Origin of the sequence: Lysobacter sp. M15 (genome assembly GCF_022662515.1) — a bacterium.
Classification (GTDB): domain Bacteria; phylum Pseudomonadota; class Gammaproteobacteria; order Xanthomonadales; family Xanthomonadaceae; genus JAKPBU01.
Map to the genome: position 1 here is coordinate 58,483 of NZ_JAKPBV010000011.1, position 15,779 is coordinate 74,261.

Annotated in this window: 15 protein-coding genes and 2 pseudogenes; 10 read left to right on the plus strand and 7 right to left on the minus strand. The window is 67.0% G+C overall.

Features of this window, described 5'->3' with window-relative positions:
• Positions 1-142 precede the first annotated feature (142 nt).
• Genes MC380_RS08855 through MC380_RS08865 form a run of 3 tightly spaced genes read left to right on the plus strand, consistent with a single transcriptional unit; the run spans position 143 to position 4,012 of the window.
• Positions 143-946 carry an N-formylglutamate amidohydrolase gene (locus tag MC380_RS08855; protein WP_242103643.1) on the plus strand — a complete coding sequence of 268 codons (804 nt, stop codon included), beginning with the start codon at positions 143-145 and terminating at the stop codon, positions 944-946.
• Positions 939-2,834, plus strand: coding sequence for a tyrosine/phenylalanine carboxypeptidase domain-containing protein (locus tag MC380_RS08860; protein WP_242164256.1), 1,896 nt, complete (start codon positions 939-941; stop codon positions 2,832-2,834). Before MC380_RS08855 ends, MC380_RS08860 begins: the two co-directional genes overlap by 8 nt.
• Positions 2,828-4,012 carry a hypothetical protein gene (locus tag MC380_RS08865; protein ID WP_242164257.1) on the plus strand — a complete coding sequence of 395 codons (1,185 nt, stop codon included), beginning with the start codon at positions 2,828-2,830 and terminating at the stop codon, positions 4,010-4,012. Before MC380_RS08860 ends, MC380_RS08865 begins: the two co-directional genes overlap by 7 nt.
• 21 nt (positions 4,013-4,033) lie before the next feature.
• On the opposite strand, the gene MC380_RS08870 is transcribed toward MC380_RS08865, so the two are convergent.
• The 3 genes from MC380_RS08870 to MC380_RS08880 all read right to left on the minus strand — a co-directional run bounded on the left by MC380_RS08870 (position 4,034) and on the right by MC380_RS08880 (position 7,129).
• Positions 4,034-4,486 (minus strand): hypothetical protein, encoded by a 453-nt coding sequence (locus MC380_RS08870; RefSeq protein WP_242103640.1) that lies wholly within the window; start codon positions 4,484-4,486, stop codon positions 4,034-4,036.
• Positions 4,487-4,606: 120 nt separating this feature from the next.
• Entirely contained in the window at positions 4,607-5,509 is a 903-nt protein-coding gene (locus MC380_RS08875; RefSeq protein WP_242103639.1) for a helix-turn-helix domain-containing GNAT family N-acetyltransferase, read from the minus strand.
• Positions 5,510-5,614: 105 nt separating this feature from the next.
• Positions 5,615-7,129, minus strand: coding sequence for a M20/M25/M40 family metallo-hydrolase (locus MC380_RS08880; protein ID WP_242164259.1), 1,515 nt, complete (start codon positions 7,127-7,129; stop codon positions 5,615-5,617).
• A gap of 249 nt (positions 7,130-7,378) precedes the next feature.
• Between MC380_RS08880 and MC380_RS08885 the strand changes: the two genes are divergently transcribed.
• From MC380_RS08885 to MC380_RS08900, 4 genes and pseudogenes are all read left to right on the plus strand, one after another.
• Complete coding sequence (locus MC380_RS08885; protein WP_242103637.1) at positions 7,379-7,792, plus strand: DoxX family protein; 414 nt, start codon at positions 7,379-7,381, stop codon at positions 7,790-7,792.
• 195 nt (positions 7,793-7,987) lie between these two features.
• Positions 7,988-9,088 (plus strand): annotated as a pseudogene (locus MC380_RS08890) (PAS domain S-box protein); the annotation flags it as partial.
• Positions 9,089-9,145: 57 nt separating this feature from the next.
• Positions 9,146-9,478, plus strand: a pseudogene (locus MC380_RS08895) (response regulator); the annotation flags it as partial.
• 169 nt (positions 9,479-9,647) lie between these two features.
• On the plus strand, positions 9,648-10,253 hold the full coding sequence (locus MC380_RS08900; RefSeq protein WP_242103636.1) for a DUF1579 domain-containing protein: 606 nt from the start codon (positions 9,648-9,650) through the stop codon (positions 10,251-10,253).
• A 112-nt stretch (positions 10,254-10,365) separates the two neighbouring features.
• On the opposite strand, the gene MC380_RS08905 is transcribed toward MC380_RS08900, so the two are convergent.
• Positions 10,366-10,965 (minus strand): hypothetical protein, encoded by a 600-nt coding sequence (locus MC380_RS08905; protein WP_242103635.1) that lies wholly within the window; start codon positions 10,963-10,965, stop codon positions 10,366-10,368.
• A 290-nt stretch (positions 10,966-11,255) separates the two neighbouring features.
• Here MC380_RS08905 and MC380_RS08910 point away from each other — a divergent pair, with 290 nt between their 5' ends.
• Positions 11,256-12,641, plus strand: coding sequence for a PA2928 family protein (locus tag MC380_RS08910; protein ID WP_242164262.1), 1,386 nt, complete (start codon positions 11,256-11,258; stop codon positions 12,639-12,641).
• Positions 12,642-12,679: 38 nt separating this feature from the next.
• Here MC380_RS08910 and MC380_RS08915 read toward each other — a convergent pair whose 3' ends face one another.
• Both MC380_RS08915 and MC380_RS08920 read right to left on the minus strand, forming a co-directional pair.
• A complete protein-coding gene (locus MC380_RS08915; RefSeq protein ID WP_242103633.1) occupies positions 12,680-12,949 on the minus strand; it encodes a hypothetical protein in 270 nt (89 codons plus the stop codon).
• Positions 12,950-13,131: 182 nt separating this feature from the next.
• The gene (locus tag MC380_RS08920; RefSeq protein WP_242164264.1) at positions 13,132-13,989 is read right to left on the minus strand and encodes a PA4780 family RIO1-like protein kinase; all 858 of its coding nucleotides are present in this window, start codon (positions 13,987-13,989) and stop codon (positions 13,132-13,134) included.
• Between the two features lie 282 nt (positions 13,990-14,271).
• On the opposite strand from MC380_RS08920, the gene MC380_RS08925 reads away from it, so the two are divergent.
• Together MC380_RS08925 and MC380_RS08930 are read left to right on the plus strand one after the other, a co-directional pair.
• Positions 14,272-14,739 carry a YbaK/EbsC family protein gene (locus tag MC380_RS08925; protein WP_242103631.1) on the plus strand — a complete coding sequence of 156 codons (468 nt, stop codon included), beginning with the start codon at positions 14,272-14,274 and terminating at the stop codon, positions 14,737-14,739.
• A gap of 211 nt (positions 14,740-14,950) precedes the next feature.
• Positions 14,951-15,310 (plus strand): hypothetical protein, encoded by a 360-nt coding sequence (locus MC380_RS08930; protein WP_242164266.1) that lies wholly within the window; start codon positions 14,951-14,953, stop codon positions 15,308-15,310.
• A 64-nt stretch (positions 15,311-15,374) separates the two neighbouring features.
• On the opposite strand, the gene MC380_RS08935 is transcribed toward MC380_RS08930, so the two are convergent.
• Positions 15,375-15,776, minus strand: a complete 402-nt coding sequence (locus MC380_RS08935) for a glyoxalase (protein WP_242103629.1) — start codon at positions 15,774-15,776, stop codon at positions 15,375-15,377.
• Positions 15,777-15,779 lie beyond the last annotated feature (3 nt).

Sequence of the window (15,779 nt, forward strand, 5' to 3'; positions counted from 1 at the left end):
GGGACCCGGCGCGGCCGCCGATATCGCGCAGCCGCGCTCATAGGCCGCGCGCTTTCGGTGCGACGCCGCTGTCAGTGCTGGTTGGGGTAGCGGACGCGTCTCTACACGCACCGTCAACGCATCTTCGATCACAGTAGCGACGATGCGCGCCCCGCCACGCACTGCCGACCCGCCCTGGTGGACGCTGCAACGAAGCGACGATTGCGTCCTGGCCACCGCGATCCACGACGGCCATGGTCTTCGTGCCGACCTCTCTGCAGCCATGCGGCTGCCCGAGGCCGAGCGCCTGCGCGAGGAAGATCCGCATACCGGACAGGCGGTGTCGGCCGTACCCACCCACATCATCGCGTGCCGCTCGCGTTTCGAGGTGGATCTCAACCGCAGCCGCGAACAGGCCGTATACCGCACGCCTGAACAGTGCTGGGGCCTGGACGTGTGGATGCAGCCGCCATCGGACGCGATGGTCGAAGCATCGCTGCGGCTGCACCGCGGCTATTACACGATGCTCGGCGCGCTGCTCGATGATGTCGTGGCCACGCACGGCCGCTTCGTGCTGCTGGACGTGCACAGCTACAACCATCGCCGCGACGGCAGCGATCGCGACCCCATGCCGCAGGCGCAGGCGCCGGACATCAACATCGGTACGTTCTCGATGCCGCGGGCGCAGTGGGATTTCGTCGTGGATCCGCTGATGGAAGCGATACGCGGGTTCGACTTCAACGGTCGCAGCCTCGACGTGCGCGGGAACGTCGCCTTCCAGGGCAAGGGCGAACAAACCCGCTTCGTGCACGAGCGCTATCCCGGCACCGGATGCGCGATCGCGTTCGAGTTCAAGAAGTTCTACATGGACGAATGGAGCGGTCAGGCCGATCCGGCCGAACTGGCTGCGATGCGCGGCCTGGTCGCGTACGCCGCCGACACCTGTCGGGAGCTGCTGCGTGGCTAGGGCGCGCGCTGGCGAACAGGTGCTGGCACCCGAGCAGTTCGGGCGCGATACCGCGTGGGTGCAGGCGCTGCCCGGTGCCGGCCGCGCCTATGTCGACCGTCCGCTGCCGTTCCTCGTGCTCAACCGCCACCCCGAGGGCGACGCGATGGGCCTGGCCAGGCGGATCGCGACGATCAGTCCTTCCAACATCGTCTGGTCCGCGACGGCCGACGCCGACCGTGCAGCGCTGGCCTGCCTGCGCACCGTCCTCGCCCACCAGCGCGCAGAGGACCAGCGGTTCCTGGTGCTGACGCTCTACGACCTGCCCTTCGATCCGCAGCTGGACGAAGCCAGTGCGCGGCTGGAACCTTTCCGCTTCGTCCTCAGCGCCAGCGCCGATGCGGCGGCCCAGGCAGCGGCCCGCTGCATGGGCGAGGCGCTGGCCGAGCTGCGCATCGACCTGCGCAAGCCGCAGATCGAGCCGGTCGACCATGCCGCGGAGGAACCCGGCTTCGCTGCGCTGCTCGACGAGGTGCCCGGGTTGTCGCGGCTGTCGCTGGGGCTGCCGCAGATCCATCGTGTGCGCGGCGAACACGACCGGGTCTATCCGCAGATCCGCGACGAGCTGGAAACCGCGGCTTTCGACTCCGTGCTGCAGGCATGCGCAGCCTTTGCGCGCGCGACGACCGCGTCCGCCCAGACCCTGCATTACCGTGCGTTCGGGCGCAGCCGTCTGGTCGAGGCCGCCCTGCAGATCGACCGCGAGCTGGACCGCATCAGCCGCTCGTTCGACTTCCTGCTCAGCGTCTCGCCAATCAACACCACCGATGCGTTCGAGCAGTTCCAGGCCGCCAAGTGCGCCAAGCCGCCGACCTTCCGCTACCGTCCGCTGACCGTCAGCCCGGAGCAGACCAAACGTGCGCTGTACGCGATCGACGTGCACGCGGCGGAGGACCCGGTGCTGGAAACCCTGTTCAGCGAGAAGCGGCGCGAACTCGACCTGCAGCTGCTGATGCTGCAGAACCGCAACACCGCCGACTTCCGCTATACCTCACTGCTGCAGTACGGACCGGTCGAATCCGACCTGCTGGTCCAAGCGCACGCGATCCTGGCGCAGGTCGCGCCGGGTTCGCGCCCGGTGCGCGATTCGACCCCACTCGACTGCCACGCGGTCGCCCACGCCGCCGAGAACATGATCGCGCGCTACCGCAGGCGGCTGCCCGAGTTCGAGGCCGAGGTCTGCCTGCGCGAGGATATCGGCATGGGGCTGATGGTGAGCGGCCAGCAACTGCTGGTGTCCACCGCCACCCGGTTGCCGCGCGGCCGGCTGGACGCCCTGCTGCAGCACGAGATCGGCGTACACGTGCTCACCGCGGTCAACGGCAACCGGCAGCCGCTGGGGATCTTCGGCGCGGGCCTGGCGAACTACGAGGGTATCCAGGAAGGCCTGGGCGTGTTCGCCGAGTTCCTGGTCGACGGCCTGACCGATGCGCGCCTGCGACTGCTGGCCGCGCGCGTGCTGGTGGTAGAAGCGATGCTGTCCGGCGCCGGGTTCGTCGACTGCTACCGGATCCTGCATGAGCAGCACGATTTCTCCCCGCGCGCGGGGTTCAACATCGTCGCCCGCATCTTCCGTTCGGGCGGCCTGACCAAGGACGCGATCTACCTGCGCGGACTCCAGCAGGTGTTTGCGTTCGTTGCGCGCGGAGACGACCTGGCGCCGTTCTGGTTCGGCAAGATCGCCGAGCACCACGTGACCGTGGTCGACGAACTGCAGCAGCGCGGACTGCTGCGCGCGCCGCTGGCCACGCCCGAGTTCCTGACCCGCCCCATCGCCCGCCGCCAGCTCGAACGGATCCGCAGCGGCACCGCCTTCATCGACCTCATCCGGGAGGGTCCGCCATGCTGATCGCCTTTTTCGTCAACGACATGGCGGACGAATACCCGCGATACACCACCACGGTGCTGGCCTACGAGGCCGCGCGCCGCGGGCACGAAGTCTGCTACATCACCCCGGGGGATTTCGTGCTGAGCCCGGACGACACCATGCGCGTGCACGCGCGCTTCGCGGGCAGGATCGAGGCCCCGACGCGACCCAGTCGGGCGGTCGCCGGCAAGGCGACCAAGACCGCGAAGAAGACGGCAAATAAGGCCTCGAAAAAGACCGGCAAGAGCACGGCAAAGGCGAAGCCGTCGGCGAGGTCCGGCGCGCCGACCGCCAAGCCGGCCGCGCTCACCGCATTCCTGAAGGCCTTGCAGGGCACGCAAAAGACCCGCCTGGTGGACGTCGGCGATATCGACGTGCTGATGCTGCGCAACGATCCCTCCCGCGACGCCAACGAACGCCCCTGGGCCGAGGACATCGGTATCCAGTTCGGGCGTCTGGCCGCGCAGCAGGGCGTGCTGGTCCTCAACGATCCGTCCAGCCTGTCGCGCGCGATCAACAAGCTCTACTTCCAGGGATTCCCGCGCGAGGTGCGCGCCGAGACCCTGATCACGCGCTTTCCCGACGACATCAAGGAATTCGCAAAAAAGCACGGCGGCAAGGTCGTGCTCAAGCCGCTGCAGGGTTCCGGCGGCCAGGGCGTGTTCCTGGTCAACAACAAGGCGGCCGCCAACCTCAACCAGATGATCGAAGCGATCAGCCGCGACGGCTACATCATCGCCCAGGCGTACGTTCCGGAGGCCGAGAAGGGCGACATCCGCCTGTTCCTGATGAACGGGTCGCCGCTCGAAGTCGACGGCAAGTACGCGGCGATGCGCCGGGTCGGCTCGGACGAGGACATCCGCAGCAACATCCACGCCGGCGGCACCGCGAAGCCGATACGGATCACCGAGCGCCAGCTGCGCGTGGCCGAACTGATCCGGCCCAAGCTGATCGAGGATGGCATGTTCCTGGTCGGCATCGACATCATCGGCGACACCATCCTGGAAGTGAATGTCTTCAGCCCGGGCAACCTCCACTCGTGCAGCGAGATGGCCAAGGCCAACTTCGCCGGAAAGATACTGCAGTCGATCGAGCGCAAGCTGGAGATCCGCGAGGAATTTCCCGGACACTTCGGCAACTCTTCGCTCGCGGTGATGTAACGCTACCGCGACGGCTACGCCTCAGATCAAGCCGTGCCTGCGCAGGATCGCCTGCTCGTCGGTGGCCACGTACGCGAAGATGCGCACGCTGCCGCCCAGCAGGGTCAGGAAGTAGTAGTGCGTAAACCTGATCCGCACCAGCCGGCCATCGCTGCGTCTGCGGGTGCGCGAATCCCAGGTCACGCGCGCCATCGCATGCAGGTCGTCGAGCGGCGTGACTTCCAGTGCATCGATCAGCATCGATTCGACCCCGATCTTGCGGTAGCGGGCAAATCCACGCCGCGCCATCAGGCGGAAGACCACGCCGTTCCTGCCGCCGTGGACCCCCGCCGGGCTGGCTTCGACGAAGTAGTCCGCGAACGCCCGGGTCACCGCCTTGTCCACTCCTGGTTTGTCGGCCAGGGCGCGGGCGTAGGTTGCGGCATATCGCTTGAAGAACGCTTCGACCTTTTTCCTGATTGCGGTCCGGGTCATGGGAACTCCGACTCGAGGCAGGTCGGGAGTGTTGCGCGCCGCACCTTGAAGCCCGGTGAATCACCGGCGCCAGGCCAAGCCTTCGTCACGACAGCGCAACGGCGACGGAGGCGGCGGTGTTCACGAGGCCCTGCGCTGTGGCCCGATCCGCTTCTCGAACCAGTGATGGGCATAGGGGTTGTCGTTGTACGCCGGGATTTCGCGGTAGCCGTTGCGCAGGTACATCGCACGCGCCGCTTCCAGCGATCGATGGGTGTCCAGGCGCAGTGTGCGCAAGCCTGTCGCCGCCGCATGCTGCTCGAGCGCTTCCAGCAGCCGTTGCGCGACGCCGAGTCCGCGTGCCGATGGCGCCACCCACATGCGTTTGATCTCGCCCACGCCGCGGGCAATCAGCTTCAAGGCTGCGCAGCCCACGGCCTCGTCGTCCAGGCGGGCAAGCAGGAACAGGCCGACCGGCGGCACCAGTTCCTCGGGCTTGGCGGATGGTCCCTGCGCCGGGTCGAAACCATTCTCGAAGGTCCGGTCCAGTTCGCCCAGGTACGCATCGACGCACGCGCGCGCGTCCGCGCCATCGGGGTCCGCAGGCACGATGACCACCGCGGCCGCGCGCAGCAGGCGCTCCACCTCTGCCATCGCCTCGATCATGCGCGCGCGTTGCGCGGAGCCCAGCGGCGCCAGCAGCGATATCGCGAGCCCCTGCGAACGCTGGTCGAGCGCCTCGAACTCGCGCAGGCCCTTGCGCGTCAGGGTCGCGCGCCGCACCCGCGCATCGGCCGCAGCGGGGTGCGACTTCACCAGACCCTGTCCCTCCAGCGCGCGCAGCAACCGGCTCAGGTAGCCAGAATCCAGCGAAAGCCGCGCCCGCAGCTCGCGCACGTCCGCGCCGTCGCGGCCGATCTCGAACAGCAAGCGCGATTCGGCGAGCGGGCGCCCCCGTTCCAGGTAGTTGTCGCCCAGCACGCCGATCCGCCGGGTGAGGGCACGGTTGAAGCTGCGGACCTGCTGGATCTGGCCTTCATCCATTCTCTGACTTTAATCAGAGAATTGATTCCATGCAAGGGGCCTTGGCTGCGCGCCGCGACCCCGGTACGACGGGCGCCGGGTGCGCCCGCTCGCGCACTCCTGTGGTCAGCGCCCCAACTCGTACAGATATTCCACGAAGGACATCACCGCGCCGTCGTAGCCCTGCACCGCCGGATTGCTCGATTCGATCAGCAGATATTCGTCCGGCGCGTGCGCACCGCTGCCATGGCCCAGGCCGAAATGCCCCGAAGCCAGGCTGAGCGGCGGATTGGTGAACACGAAGCCCGGATACGAACCGGCGTTGCGCGGCGACAGATAGGGCTTCAATCCGCGGCGCTCGAGCACCGTCCGCTGCGCCTGGATCAGCGGCGCGTCCAGCGCGGTGCTGGTGGGATCGTAACCACCGCTCACGTTGACCTCGATGTCGCCGTAGCCGCGTTTGGCCAGGTGCGCCTTGAGCGCGGCGACCGCGTCGTCCTTCTTCATCCCGGGCACCAGGCGCAGGTCGATCTTGGCCAGCGCGCGATGCGGCAGGATGGTCTTGCCGCCCGGTCCGGTGTAGCCGCCGACCAGGCCCTGGATGTTGACCGTGGGCTGGGAGATCAGGCGCTCGTTGGCCTGCTGCCACGACAGATCGTCGATCCAGTGCGCCACGCCGAACTGTTCTTTCGCCTTCGCCTCGCTGCGCAGCTGCGTGGAGGCGGCGATCATCGCCTTTTCCTCCGCGCTGATGGGCGGCGCCTTGGGGTAACCGTCGATGGTGATCGTGTTGCCGTCTTCCGAGACCAGGGTGTCGAGTGCCTTGACCAGACGCCAGGCCGGACTGTCGACCATCGCTTTGAGCGAGGAATGGATGTCCTTCTTCGGGCCCCGGCCCCATTTCTCCCCGCTCGCGACCAGTTCCAGTTCGACCACGCCCTTGGCCCCCAGGCTGATGCCGACCTTGCCTTCGGTGTCCTGCGAGGCCGCTGGCATGAACACGCCCACGGTGTCGCGCAACGCGGCTTCGACCTCAGGCCGGTGCACCAGCTGGCCAATGTGAGGCGAACCGATTTCCTCCTCGCCCTCGGCCACCAGCACCAGGTTCACGGGCATCGGCTGCTTGGCGTCGCGTATGGCGTGCAATGCCGACAGGAATGCGGTCTGCGGGCCCTTCTGGTTCACCGCGCCGCGCCCGACCAGCACCTTGCCCAGGCCGGGCTTGTCGATGATCTTCGATTCCAGCGGCGGCGAACTCCACTCCTTGGGATCGAACTGCTTGACGTCGTACATGAAGTACAGGCCGACGGTCTTGGCCGCACCGGCATCGAGCGTGGCGAACACGCCCGGCTTGCCATCGGTGTCTAGGATCTCGACTTTCTGGAAACCGGCTTCGCGCGCGAGCCTGGCCATGTACTCGGCGCCTTCGCGCGAGTTCAGATCTTCGGCGGCGATGGACGGCAACGCGATCCAGTCCTGCAGGCGTTTCACCGACGCGTCGTGCTGCCCGGCGACAGCACGCTGGATCGCAGCAAGATCGGGTTCGGCCGCGAGCGCCAGCGCGGGCACCAGCAGCGACGCACAGATCGCAGCGACGAGGGTATGACGGAAACGTACGTGGGTATGGGCGAAGGTATCCATGGCTTGCTCCATAAGGCGCGGGTCGAGGCCGCGATGCTAACCCGTGACGACCGCGCCAGCAGTTGCGATCCAACGTGGGCCGTGACAGCGGGCACGGGTGGCACTAACCGACGTGCCCCGGAGCGGCGCCTACGCGCGTAGAATCGAACCCGGACGGCTCTGCGTCGAACCGTTCGCACCAGGCACAGGGGGAGCCGACGCAGGACGGACCCATTCGCGATAATCGGCCGGCAGGCCGGGGAGGCGACCATGCGTTACACCCTGTTCCTGAAATACAAGGATGGGCTGCTGCTTTGCGCCCGCATCCTGCTGGTGATCCTGTTCCTCAAATTCGGCTTGGGCAAGCTGACCAGCTTCGCCAGCACCGCCGATTACATGGCCTCGACCGACCTGCCGGCGCCTTCGCTGATGACGATCATCGCGGTGGCGGTAGAGCTGGGTGCAGGCATCGCGATTGCGGTGGGCTTCTACACCCGCCCGCTCGCCCTGCTGCTTGCGTTCTACACCCTGCTCGCTGCAGTGATCGGTCACCCGTACTGGAACATGCCGGCGACCATGCAGTACGACGGCATGATCAACTTCTACAAGAACTTCAGCATCGCCGGCGGGCTGCTGCTGTTGATCGTGGCCGGGCCGGGACGCTATTCACTGGACAAGCGGTAAGGACGGCTGCCGCGCTGAGCGCCGGGGATCGAAGCCAGCCAACCCCGACGCGATGCTTTGAGCCGGGAGCGAGCCGGCGCACCCGGTATCGTCGCATGATCGGCTCCGCCTTCCGTTCCTTGCCCAAACGCCACCTTCACTGCCCGTCGACGCCCCGCTGCTAGGGTGCGCCGCTGGCAGTTGACGGGGGGCGACATGGGGCTGGACTCGATATCGAAGCTGGACGAGTCGCGTCAGTTCCAGATCCTGATCAACGGCGTCGTCGATTACGCGATCTACCTGCTCGACCCCACCGGCACCATCTCCAGCTGGAACACCGGCGGCGAACGCATCAAGGGTTATACGGCGCGGGAAGTCCTGGGCCGCAACTTCTCGATCTTCTACACCCCCGAAGACGTCAACAACCGCGAGCCGGAACGGGCACTGCGCACCGCTGCGGCCGAAGGCAGGTACGAGCGCGAAGGCTGGCGCGTACGCAAGGATGGCACCCGGTTCTGGGCCAGCGTGATCGTCGATCCGATCCACGATGGCGAACAGTTGATCGGCTTCGCCAAGGTCACCCGCGACATTTCCGAGCGGCGTGCCGCAAGCCTTGCGCTGCAGGAGGCGCAGGAAGCCTTCATGCAGTCGCAAAAGGCCGAAGCCGTCAGCCGCCTGACGCTGGGCCTGGCGCACGATTTCAACAACATCCTGACCGTGATCACCAATTCGCTGGACCGGATCGTGGCCGGCGCCGGCGACGTCGAGAAGATCGCCCGCTCGGCCGACGTCGCCCAGCGCGCTGCGGACCGCGGCGCGCTGCTCACCAAGCAACTGCTCGCGTTCTCCCGTGGCGACCTCACCCGCGCCAAGGTCCAGGACCTCAACGCGGTGATCACGGCCAGCGAACCGCTGCTGCGGCGCGCCTGCGATGTCAGCATCCAGCTCACCTTCGATCTCGAACCCGGTCTGCCACGGGTCGCAATCGATGCCACCCAGGTCGAGGCCGCCCTGCTCAACCTGGTGATCAACGCCCGCGATGCGATGCCGAACGGAGGCCAGATACAGGTCACTTCCCGCGTGCGAACCACCGCCGGCGGCACAAGCAGCGTGGTGGTCGGCGTGCGCGACAACGGCAGCGGCATGAGCGCCGACGTGGTGGCCAGGGCGATGGATCCGTTCTTCACCACCAAGGCCGTAGGAAAAGGCAGCGGGCTCGGACTGAGCCAGGTTTACGGCACCGTGTCGCACCTGGGAGGAACGGTGGCGATCGACAGCACACCAGGCAAGGGGACGAACGTGACGATGGCATTTCCGGTGGCGGCAACCGTCCGCCCTGACGAGAGCGCGAAGCTGGTGAAAGTGCTGATGGTCGATGACGACAAACCGATCCTCGACGTCGTTTCCGAGGCGCTTACCGACCAGGGTTATTGCGTGATCACCGCAAGCAACGGCGATGAGGCGCTGGAGAAGATCCAGAACGACGCGAGCATCGATATTCTGTTTTCAGACGTCGTGATGCCGGGGCTGTCGGGCGTGGACCTGGCCCGCAGGGCGGCCGACATCCACCCCGGGCTGAAGATCGTGCTGGCGTCGGGCCATGCCGAGAGCTGGATCGAGGGCCTGCCGCAGGGCGTGGATTTTGTCGCCAAGCCCTATCGCCTGAGCGAAATCCTGCAGTCCCTTTCCAGGCACGTGGCCGCCTGAGGGCGCTGCGGCGGCCGGGTGGGGGTGATCCCAGCAGGCTGCACGCATGCGTTCGCTACACACCTGGGACAAGGCCTGTTCTATCCAGCTTGCCGTCAATCCCGACCCGCCCGCCTGGGCGCATACTCCCGCGCGCAGTCCACCCTTTGACAGCTCGAGGAGGCTCCGCATGATCCGCAAGCACCCGCTTTTCGCAACCCTCACGGCTCTGCTGCTGGCCGGGCCAGCCATGGCGCAGGAAACCGCCGCGCCGCAGATGACGCCGGAAATGCAGGCCATGATGGCCGCGTACCAGAAGGCAGGCACGCCCGGCGCCGAGCACAAGCAACTCGCTTCGATGGCCGGCAGCTACGACCTCACCATCAAGAGCTGGAACGAGCCGGGCGCGGAACCCAGCACCGAAGCCGGCACGGCCACTCGCCGCATGATCCTGGGCGACCGCGTGCTGGTCGAGGAAGTGACCTCACAGATGATGGGCCAGCCCTTCACCGGCCAGGGCCTGCACGGCTTCGACAACGTCACCGGCAAGCACTGGGCGACGTGGAACGACAGCATGACCACCGGCCTGATGGTCAGCCAGGGCAGCTGCGACGCCCAACTCGCCTGCACCTACACCGGCACCTACCACGATCCCGTGACCAAGCAGCCGGTGACGACGCGCATGACCAGCCGCTGGAGCGACAAGGACACCGAGGTATTCGAGATGTACGCGCCCGGCCCAGACGGCAAGGAAGCGAAGATGATGGAGATCACCTACAAGAAGCGCGCGCAGTAAATCGCGACGCCGGTGCCGGAGACCGCGTCCTTGCCGGATGCAGGCTCCGGCTCTGGCCTGTTGCCCTGTATTCCGGTTGTTCCACGGCTCGTTTTGTTCCGGACCCGTTCCGTTAGCGTGTTCCCATCCGCACGGCGCCACACTGGCCTGTTCCGCGCACGGCCTGTCGCCAGCCCGTCGACGTATTCAACGCGACGTCGGCATAGGTGGAGAACGCGGAGGGCGCGACGTCACCGCTGCGATGCACCGGCATCGCACCGAGCTGGTTGATCGTGTCCAGCGAGAGCGCATGGGTCGGGCCACTGGGCTGCGACTGCGACATCAGGCATCCCGTCGCCTCGTTGGCAGCCGCGCGCGCCGCGGCAGCTGCTTCGACAGCCGCTCCAGCGGCGGAGTTTGCGGCCTGCAGCGCCTTGTCGCCATACGCCAGCGACGGATTCGATTCGACGGCATTCGCGACGGCCTCGGCGGCGGCCTGCGCCTTGCTGGCGGCTTCCTCGGCCCGCTCTGCTGCGGCCTGCGCCGCTGCCGGATCGCAGGCGGCCGCGGCACGCTGCGCGTCGGCGGCGGCGGCCTCGGCATCGAAACCCGCACTGATCGCCGTCTCGGTTTGCTGCGCTGCTTCGTCCGCAGTGTGCGCTGCATTTGCTGCATCCGCAGCGCCCGACGAGCCGGAAGTCGCGCCGGAAGCGCCAGAGGTGGAATCCGTCATGAAGAAGCATCTCCTTGAAGGTGGACATCACGGCCGCCGATAGTCGCGACCGGCAGAAATTCGCAGTCGGCTACCTTAACGACCATGCGCAGGCCCTTGACCTAGGGTGTGCTCCAGGTTGTGCCGGACGCTTTTCCGAGTGTGCCCCCGCACGCGCGTCGCGTCTCGCGCATCCGGGTGTGTGAGGGCAAAGCTCGCGCAGCTGTCCTGCAGCGCACGACGACTCCGTTGTTGTCCACCATGGCGGATGCAGATCGATATTTCCACGGCACGATGCGCGGAGACCACCCATGAACCCCGCGCTGGGCAGGTTGCTGGCGGGGGTGGGCGTCATCGCGCTGGTCGTGCTGGGTTCGCTCGGGCTCCTGCTGTTGCGCGAAGGCGATGACGCGGAGCTGCGCGAGTTGCTCACCACCGGCGAGGTGCGCGAACTGCAGCCGGCCCTGTTCCAGTCCGCACCACTGCGCACGGCCCAAGGCGGCGCCGATCGCGTCTACCTGATAAGCAGCCAGTCCGAAACCATTACCCGCATCGCAGATCGGCGCAGCCGCAGGCCCTCGCGACGCGAGCTGCTGCATTTCGACCTGTGGGCCATCGACCCAACCACGGCGACGGTGGCTTGGCGCAAGCGCCTGCGCACGCTGGAAGGCGCGCAGCGCGCGGGCGTCGACCTGCGCAGCTTCGATCTGCTGGGCGTGGATGGCAGAACCCTGTGGCTGACCCTGGATGGGCCGCTGGGCGTATCGCTGGTCGATGGCAACGTGGTCGCTGACGGCGCCCGCATCGATGCAGCCAATCCGGCCATGGCCGGCAAACGCGTCAACGATCCCGGCTATATCGCCTTCGGCAGGCACGGTCTGCAGCTCACCCTGTCCGACGCCAGCCAGTGGCGCATCGACGCGAACGGCCTGCGTGCGGCCCCGCGCGACACGCCGGTGCGCGACCCACGCGGCATCGTGCCGCCGGCCGATTACGCGCGCGGCGCCTCCTCGACGTTCATGACCCGTGCGCTGCCCATCGGCGAGCGCTGGCTGGGCCTGATGACCGAGCAGGAAGCCGAGCTGTATCGCAACCCGCCGGTGGTGCCCGGGCGCGCGCCCGGTGAACGACCCGGCGCGATGCAGCAGTTTCTGGAGGCCAATCACGTGCCTCCCCCGCTCCACCAACCAGCTCCGCAGCCGTATCGACTGTGGGCCGCGCGCGTCGTGCGGGTGTCGGCCGCACCGCCGGACTGGCCCCGGGAATGGCCGGACAACTGGGGCACGCGGCCACAGTTCAGCGCTTACGAGGTTTTGCCGGACGCGCCGGGTTTCCTGCGCGCCGGCCTGCTGCGCGACAGCGGCAAGCACGACCAGGCATTGTGGTACCGGCAGCCCGACAGCGTACTGGTGCTGCACGCTGACAAACTGGGCAAGGAAGGCCGCCTGCAGCTGACCCGGGTCTCGGGCCCGGTGGGCAAGCCGGTGTGGAGCGTCGTGCTACCGATGGATGACCTGCATGCGGTCATGCCCAAAGAGCAGGATCTGGTGCTGCTGGGCAGCGAGCCGCCTCCTGCGTCTGCGGATCAGAAAACGACGGGCCAGGGGCCGCACCTCAAACTGGTTCGCGTCGACGCTCGCACTGGTGGAACTAAAACACTCGACCTGACCGCGAAGAGCCTCGAGCAGTCCAAGTGACCCCGCCTGCCCTGCTCCTTCTTTCGATTGCCGACCATCTAGACGCGATGCAGCGGTATCAGCAAAGCCGAAAGTTTGTCCTCTTCCAGCATGCGCCGCAGGCGCATCTCCACCCGTTCCAGGTCGGGCAGGTGTTGGGGCGCATACAGCGAATACGTCACCCCACGGCTGCCGCTGGAGACCGTATCCCGCCCCACGCTCACCTCGGACGTCCCGCAGCAGCGCCGCCACAGGCTCTGCAATGCCGCGGGCCCGATGCTCTGGCCGTTACCCAGCGTGAATTTGAACATGGCGATCTGGTGCTGCATGCAGTCTGACTCCGTTGGGCGTGCGCCAGTATGCGCCCGCAGCACCGGACAAGGCCGTTTCCAGGCGTCTGGGAACAAAAAGAGGGCGGAACAGCCCGTTCGGGTTCATTTTCAGCGCATGGGCCGTCGGAACGGGCGCACCGAACGCCCGCGATCCAGTCCGCACGCCCCCAACCGTCGTCTCAAACCTCCTGCGCCGCAGCCTCGCGGCCCTGCTGGCGGATCAAGGCCTCTTCGCGCGCATCGTTGATGGCGTGACGCACGCCATCGATATCGGGCGCCGATTCGTCATGCGCGAACTCACCGGTCAGCTCGCTGTCCGGCCGCAGCGCGCCGGCCTCGAACAAGGCCCACATCTCCTCGCCATACCAGGTCTCCAGCAATTCCGGTGCCCAGGCGCCCAGGCTGGCGGTGAGATTGTTGACGTCGCGCAGCAGCATCGTGCGCGCGGCGTTGTTTCCGGCGGCGCTGACCACCTGCGGCAGATCGATGATCACCGGGCCATCGGGCGCAACCAGTACGTTGTATTCCGACAGATCGCCGTGGATCAGGCCTACGCATAGCATCTTCACCACCTGACGCATCAGAAAGCGATGAAAACCGCAGGCCTGGTCGTGCGAAAGCTCCACCTCGCCCAGCCGCGGCGCGGAATGGCCATCGGCATCCACCACCAGCTCCATCACCAGCACGCCGTGGAAGTAGCCGTACGGTTCGGGCACCCGCACGCCAGCGTCGCGCAGCTGGTACAGCGCTTCCACCTCGGCGTTCTTCCAGGCGGTCTCCTGCTGCTTGCGTCCGTACTTGGTGGCCTTGCCGATGGCACGCATTTCACGGCTGCCGCGCACCTTCCGGCCTTCCTGGTACTGCACGCGCTGCTGGAAGCTGCGCTGCGCCATGTCCTTGTAGACCTTCGCGCAGCGCACGTCCTCACCGCTGCGTACCACGTAGACCGACGCTTCCTTGCCGCTCTTGAGCGGACGCAGAACGGCGTCGATCACGCCGTCGTCGATCAGCGCCTGCAGCGCGGCGGGGGTCTTCATGGGCACCTGGGGGAAAAGCGGGGGCGGCATTCTCGCATTGGCGGACGTGCCCCTGCGTCATGGGACCAAGGGACCTGCCGAGCAACGGTCGTGGTGAAATCGGGCAATGCGATCGCAGGGCGGCGCGACGCGCCGGGACGGATCTGACCCACAGGAGTATGCTGTGTCTGCGGCTGCGCACCTGCCCGCGCAGGCCGTCGCGATGCGACGCCGGATGCGCGCATCCACCCACCAGACGGCACCGCGACGCGGGATGGCCAGCGGTACCGAACGGAGGCGAGCATGCTCTCCCCGCGCCTGCACCATTTCCTCGACGAGCGCCATGCGCCCTACACCGCGCTGACCCACCACCGCACCATCACCGCCCAGCAGACCGCGCATGCGGCCCATGTCGGCGACCGCAATTTCGCCAAGACTTTGATGCTCAAGGTCGATGGCAGCCTGGCGATGATGGTGATGCCGGCCGCATATCGCGCCAACCTCACCCGCCTGTCGCGCGCCCTGGGAGGCGCGGTCGTCGAACTCGCGGAGGAAAACGAGTTCAAGGACGCATTTCCCGATTGCGAAGTCGGCGCGATGCCGCCGTTCGGCAATCTCTACGGCATTCCCGTGTACGTCGATGCACGCCTGACCGGCGAGGCCGAGATCGCGTTCAACGCCGGTTCGCATACCGATGCGGTACGGATGCCCTACGCAGAGTTCGAGCGGCTGGTCCAGCCTGAACTGCTTTATCTCGCGCATGTGATGTGACACAGGCCGATCGCGGCGCCGGTGCCGGCGCTGCGATCCGTCGCTCCACATCCGGGTTGCGAAAGGAAGACGCCGTGGCGGGTCTGATCGCACCCTGCCCTGTTCCTGCGCACGCCAGTGCTCCAACTGAAACGACGACCTGTGCCCTGCCGTGGCCGGCGCGCACGCGGAGATGCGTTTTGTTGGCGAATCCGCTGCGAGGAACCCCGTCGTGTCCGAACGCTTCATCAAGATCGCCGCCCTCTACCTGGTCTTCGGCGCTGGCCTGGGCATGTACATGGGCATGTCGCAGGACTTCAGCCTGACCCCGGTGCATGCGCACGTGCTGCTGGCCGGGTGGCTGACGCTCGCCATGGCGGGAGTGGTCTACCGTGCCTACCCTGCGGCCGCAGGCACGCGCCTGGCCGTGGCCCACTTCTGGCTGCACAACCTCGGCCTGCCTGTATTCATGGCCGGCCTCGGCCTGATGGTCACCGGCAAGGCCACGCTGGAGCCGGTCATCGCCGCAGGCGCAAGCGCGGTGCTGCTGGGCCTGGTGTGCCTGGCAATCAACCTGTGGCGGCGGCTGTGACCGATACGGTTTCCTCGAGCGCCAACGGCTGACGATTACCTGGCAGGGCGGGCCCTATCCTGCCCTACGCGGATCGCGGAGGCGCATGCGCAGCGTGCGTCCATTCGCACAGGTGGAGCAGCACGCCCGAGGGATCGTGCACGAACGTCACGATCGCCCCATACGGTTGCAACTGGGGTGGCTGTACACGCGCGCCGGCAAACCGGTTGCCCTGCAGCACGGACGCCACGTGTCGATGCCAGGCCTGCGCGTCGGCCACGGTCAGGTGCAGCATGCAGTTCTCTGCCACCTCCTTGATGTAATAGTCCTGGATGTAGAAGTGCTGCTGGTCCGCAAGTGTGACCAACGCCAGTCCGTCCGCGACATCCCGGGTTTCCCAGCCCAGGCCGGAATAGAACCGCTTGCAGAGCGCGAAGTCCCTGGCGGGAATGAACGGGCGAAGATCGGAGACTTTCAGGTTGGGCATGGG

Excerpts from the sequence above, each read along its gene's own strand:
- MC380_RS08855 (WP_242103643.1), top strand. The coding sequence starts at position 143 with ATGCGCGCCCCGCCACGCACTGCCGACCCGCCCTGGTGGACGCTGCAA.
- MC380_RS08865 (WP_242164257.1), top strand. The coding sequence starts at position 2,828 with ATGCTGATCGCCTTTTTCGTCAACGACATGGCGGACGAATACCCGCGA.
- MC380_RS08870 (WP_242103640.1), bottom strand. The coding sequence starts at position 4,486 with ATGACCCGGACCGCAATCAGGAAAAAGGTCGAAGCGTTCTTCAAGCGA.
- MC380_RS08875 (WP_242103639.1), bottom strand. The coding sequence starts at position 5,509 with ATGGATGAAGGCCAGATCCAGCAGGTCCGCAGCTTCAACCGTGCCCTC.
- MC380_RS08880 (WP_242164259.1), bottom strand. The coding sequence starts at position 7,129 with ATGGATACCTTCGCCCATACCCACGTACGTTTCCGTCATACCCTCGTC.
- MC380_RS08885 (WP_242103637.1), top strand. The coding sequence starts at position 7,379 with ATGCGTTACACCCTGTTCCTGAAATACAAGGATGGGCTGCTGCTTTGC.
- MC380_RS08900 (WP_242103636.1), top strand. The coding sequence starts at position 9,648 with ATGATCCGCAAGCACCCGCTTTTCGCAACCCTCACGGCTCTGCTGCTG.
- MC380_RS08905 (WP_242103635.1), bottom strand. The coding sequence starts at position 10,965 with ATGACGGATTCCACCTCTGGCGCTTCCGGCGCGACTTCCGGCTCGTCG.
- MC380_RS08910 (WP_242164262.1), top strand. The coding sequence starts at position 11,256 with ATGAACCCCGCGCTGGGCAGGTTGCTGGCGGGGGTGGGCGTCATCGCG.
- MC380_RS08915 (WP_242103633.1), bottom strand. The coding sequence starts at position 12,949 with ATGCAGCACCAGATCGCCATGTTCAAATTCACGCTGGGTAACGGCCAG.
- MC380_RS08920 (WP_242164264.1), bottom strand. The coding sequence starts at position 13,989 with ATGAAGACCCCCGCCGCGCTGCAGGCGCTGATCGACGACGGCGTGATC.
- MC380_RS08925 (WP_242103631.1), top strand. The coding sequence starts at position 14,272 with ATGCTCTCCCCGCGCCTGCACCATTTCCTCGACGAGCGCCATGCGCCC.
- MC380_RS08935 (WP_242103629.1), bottom strand. The coding sequence starts at position 15,776 with ATGCCCAACCTGAAAGTCTCCGATCTTCGCCCGTTCATTCCCGCCAGG.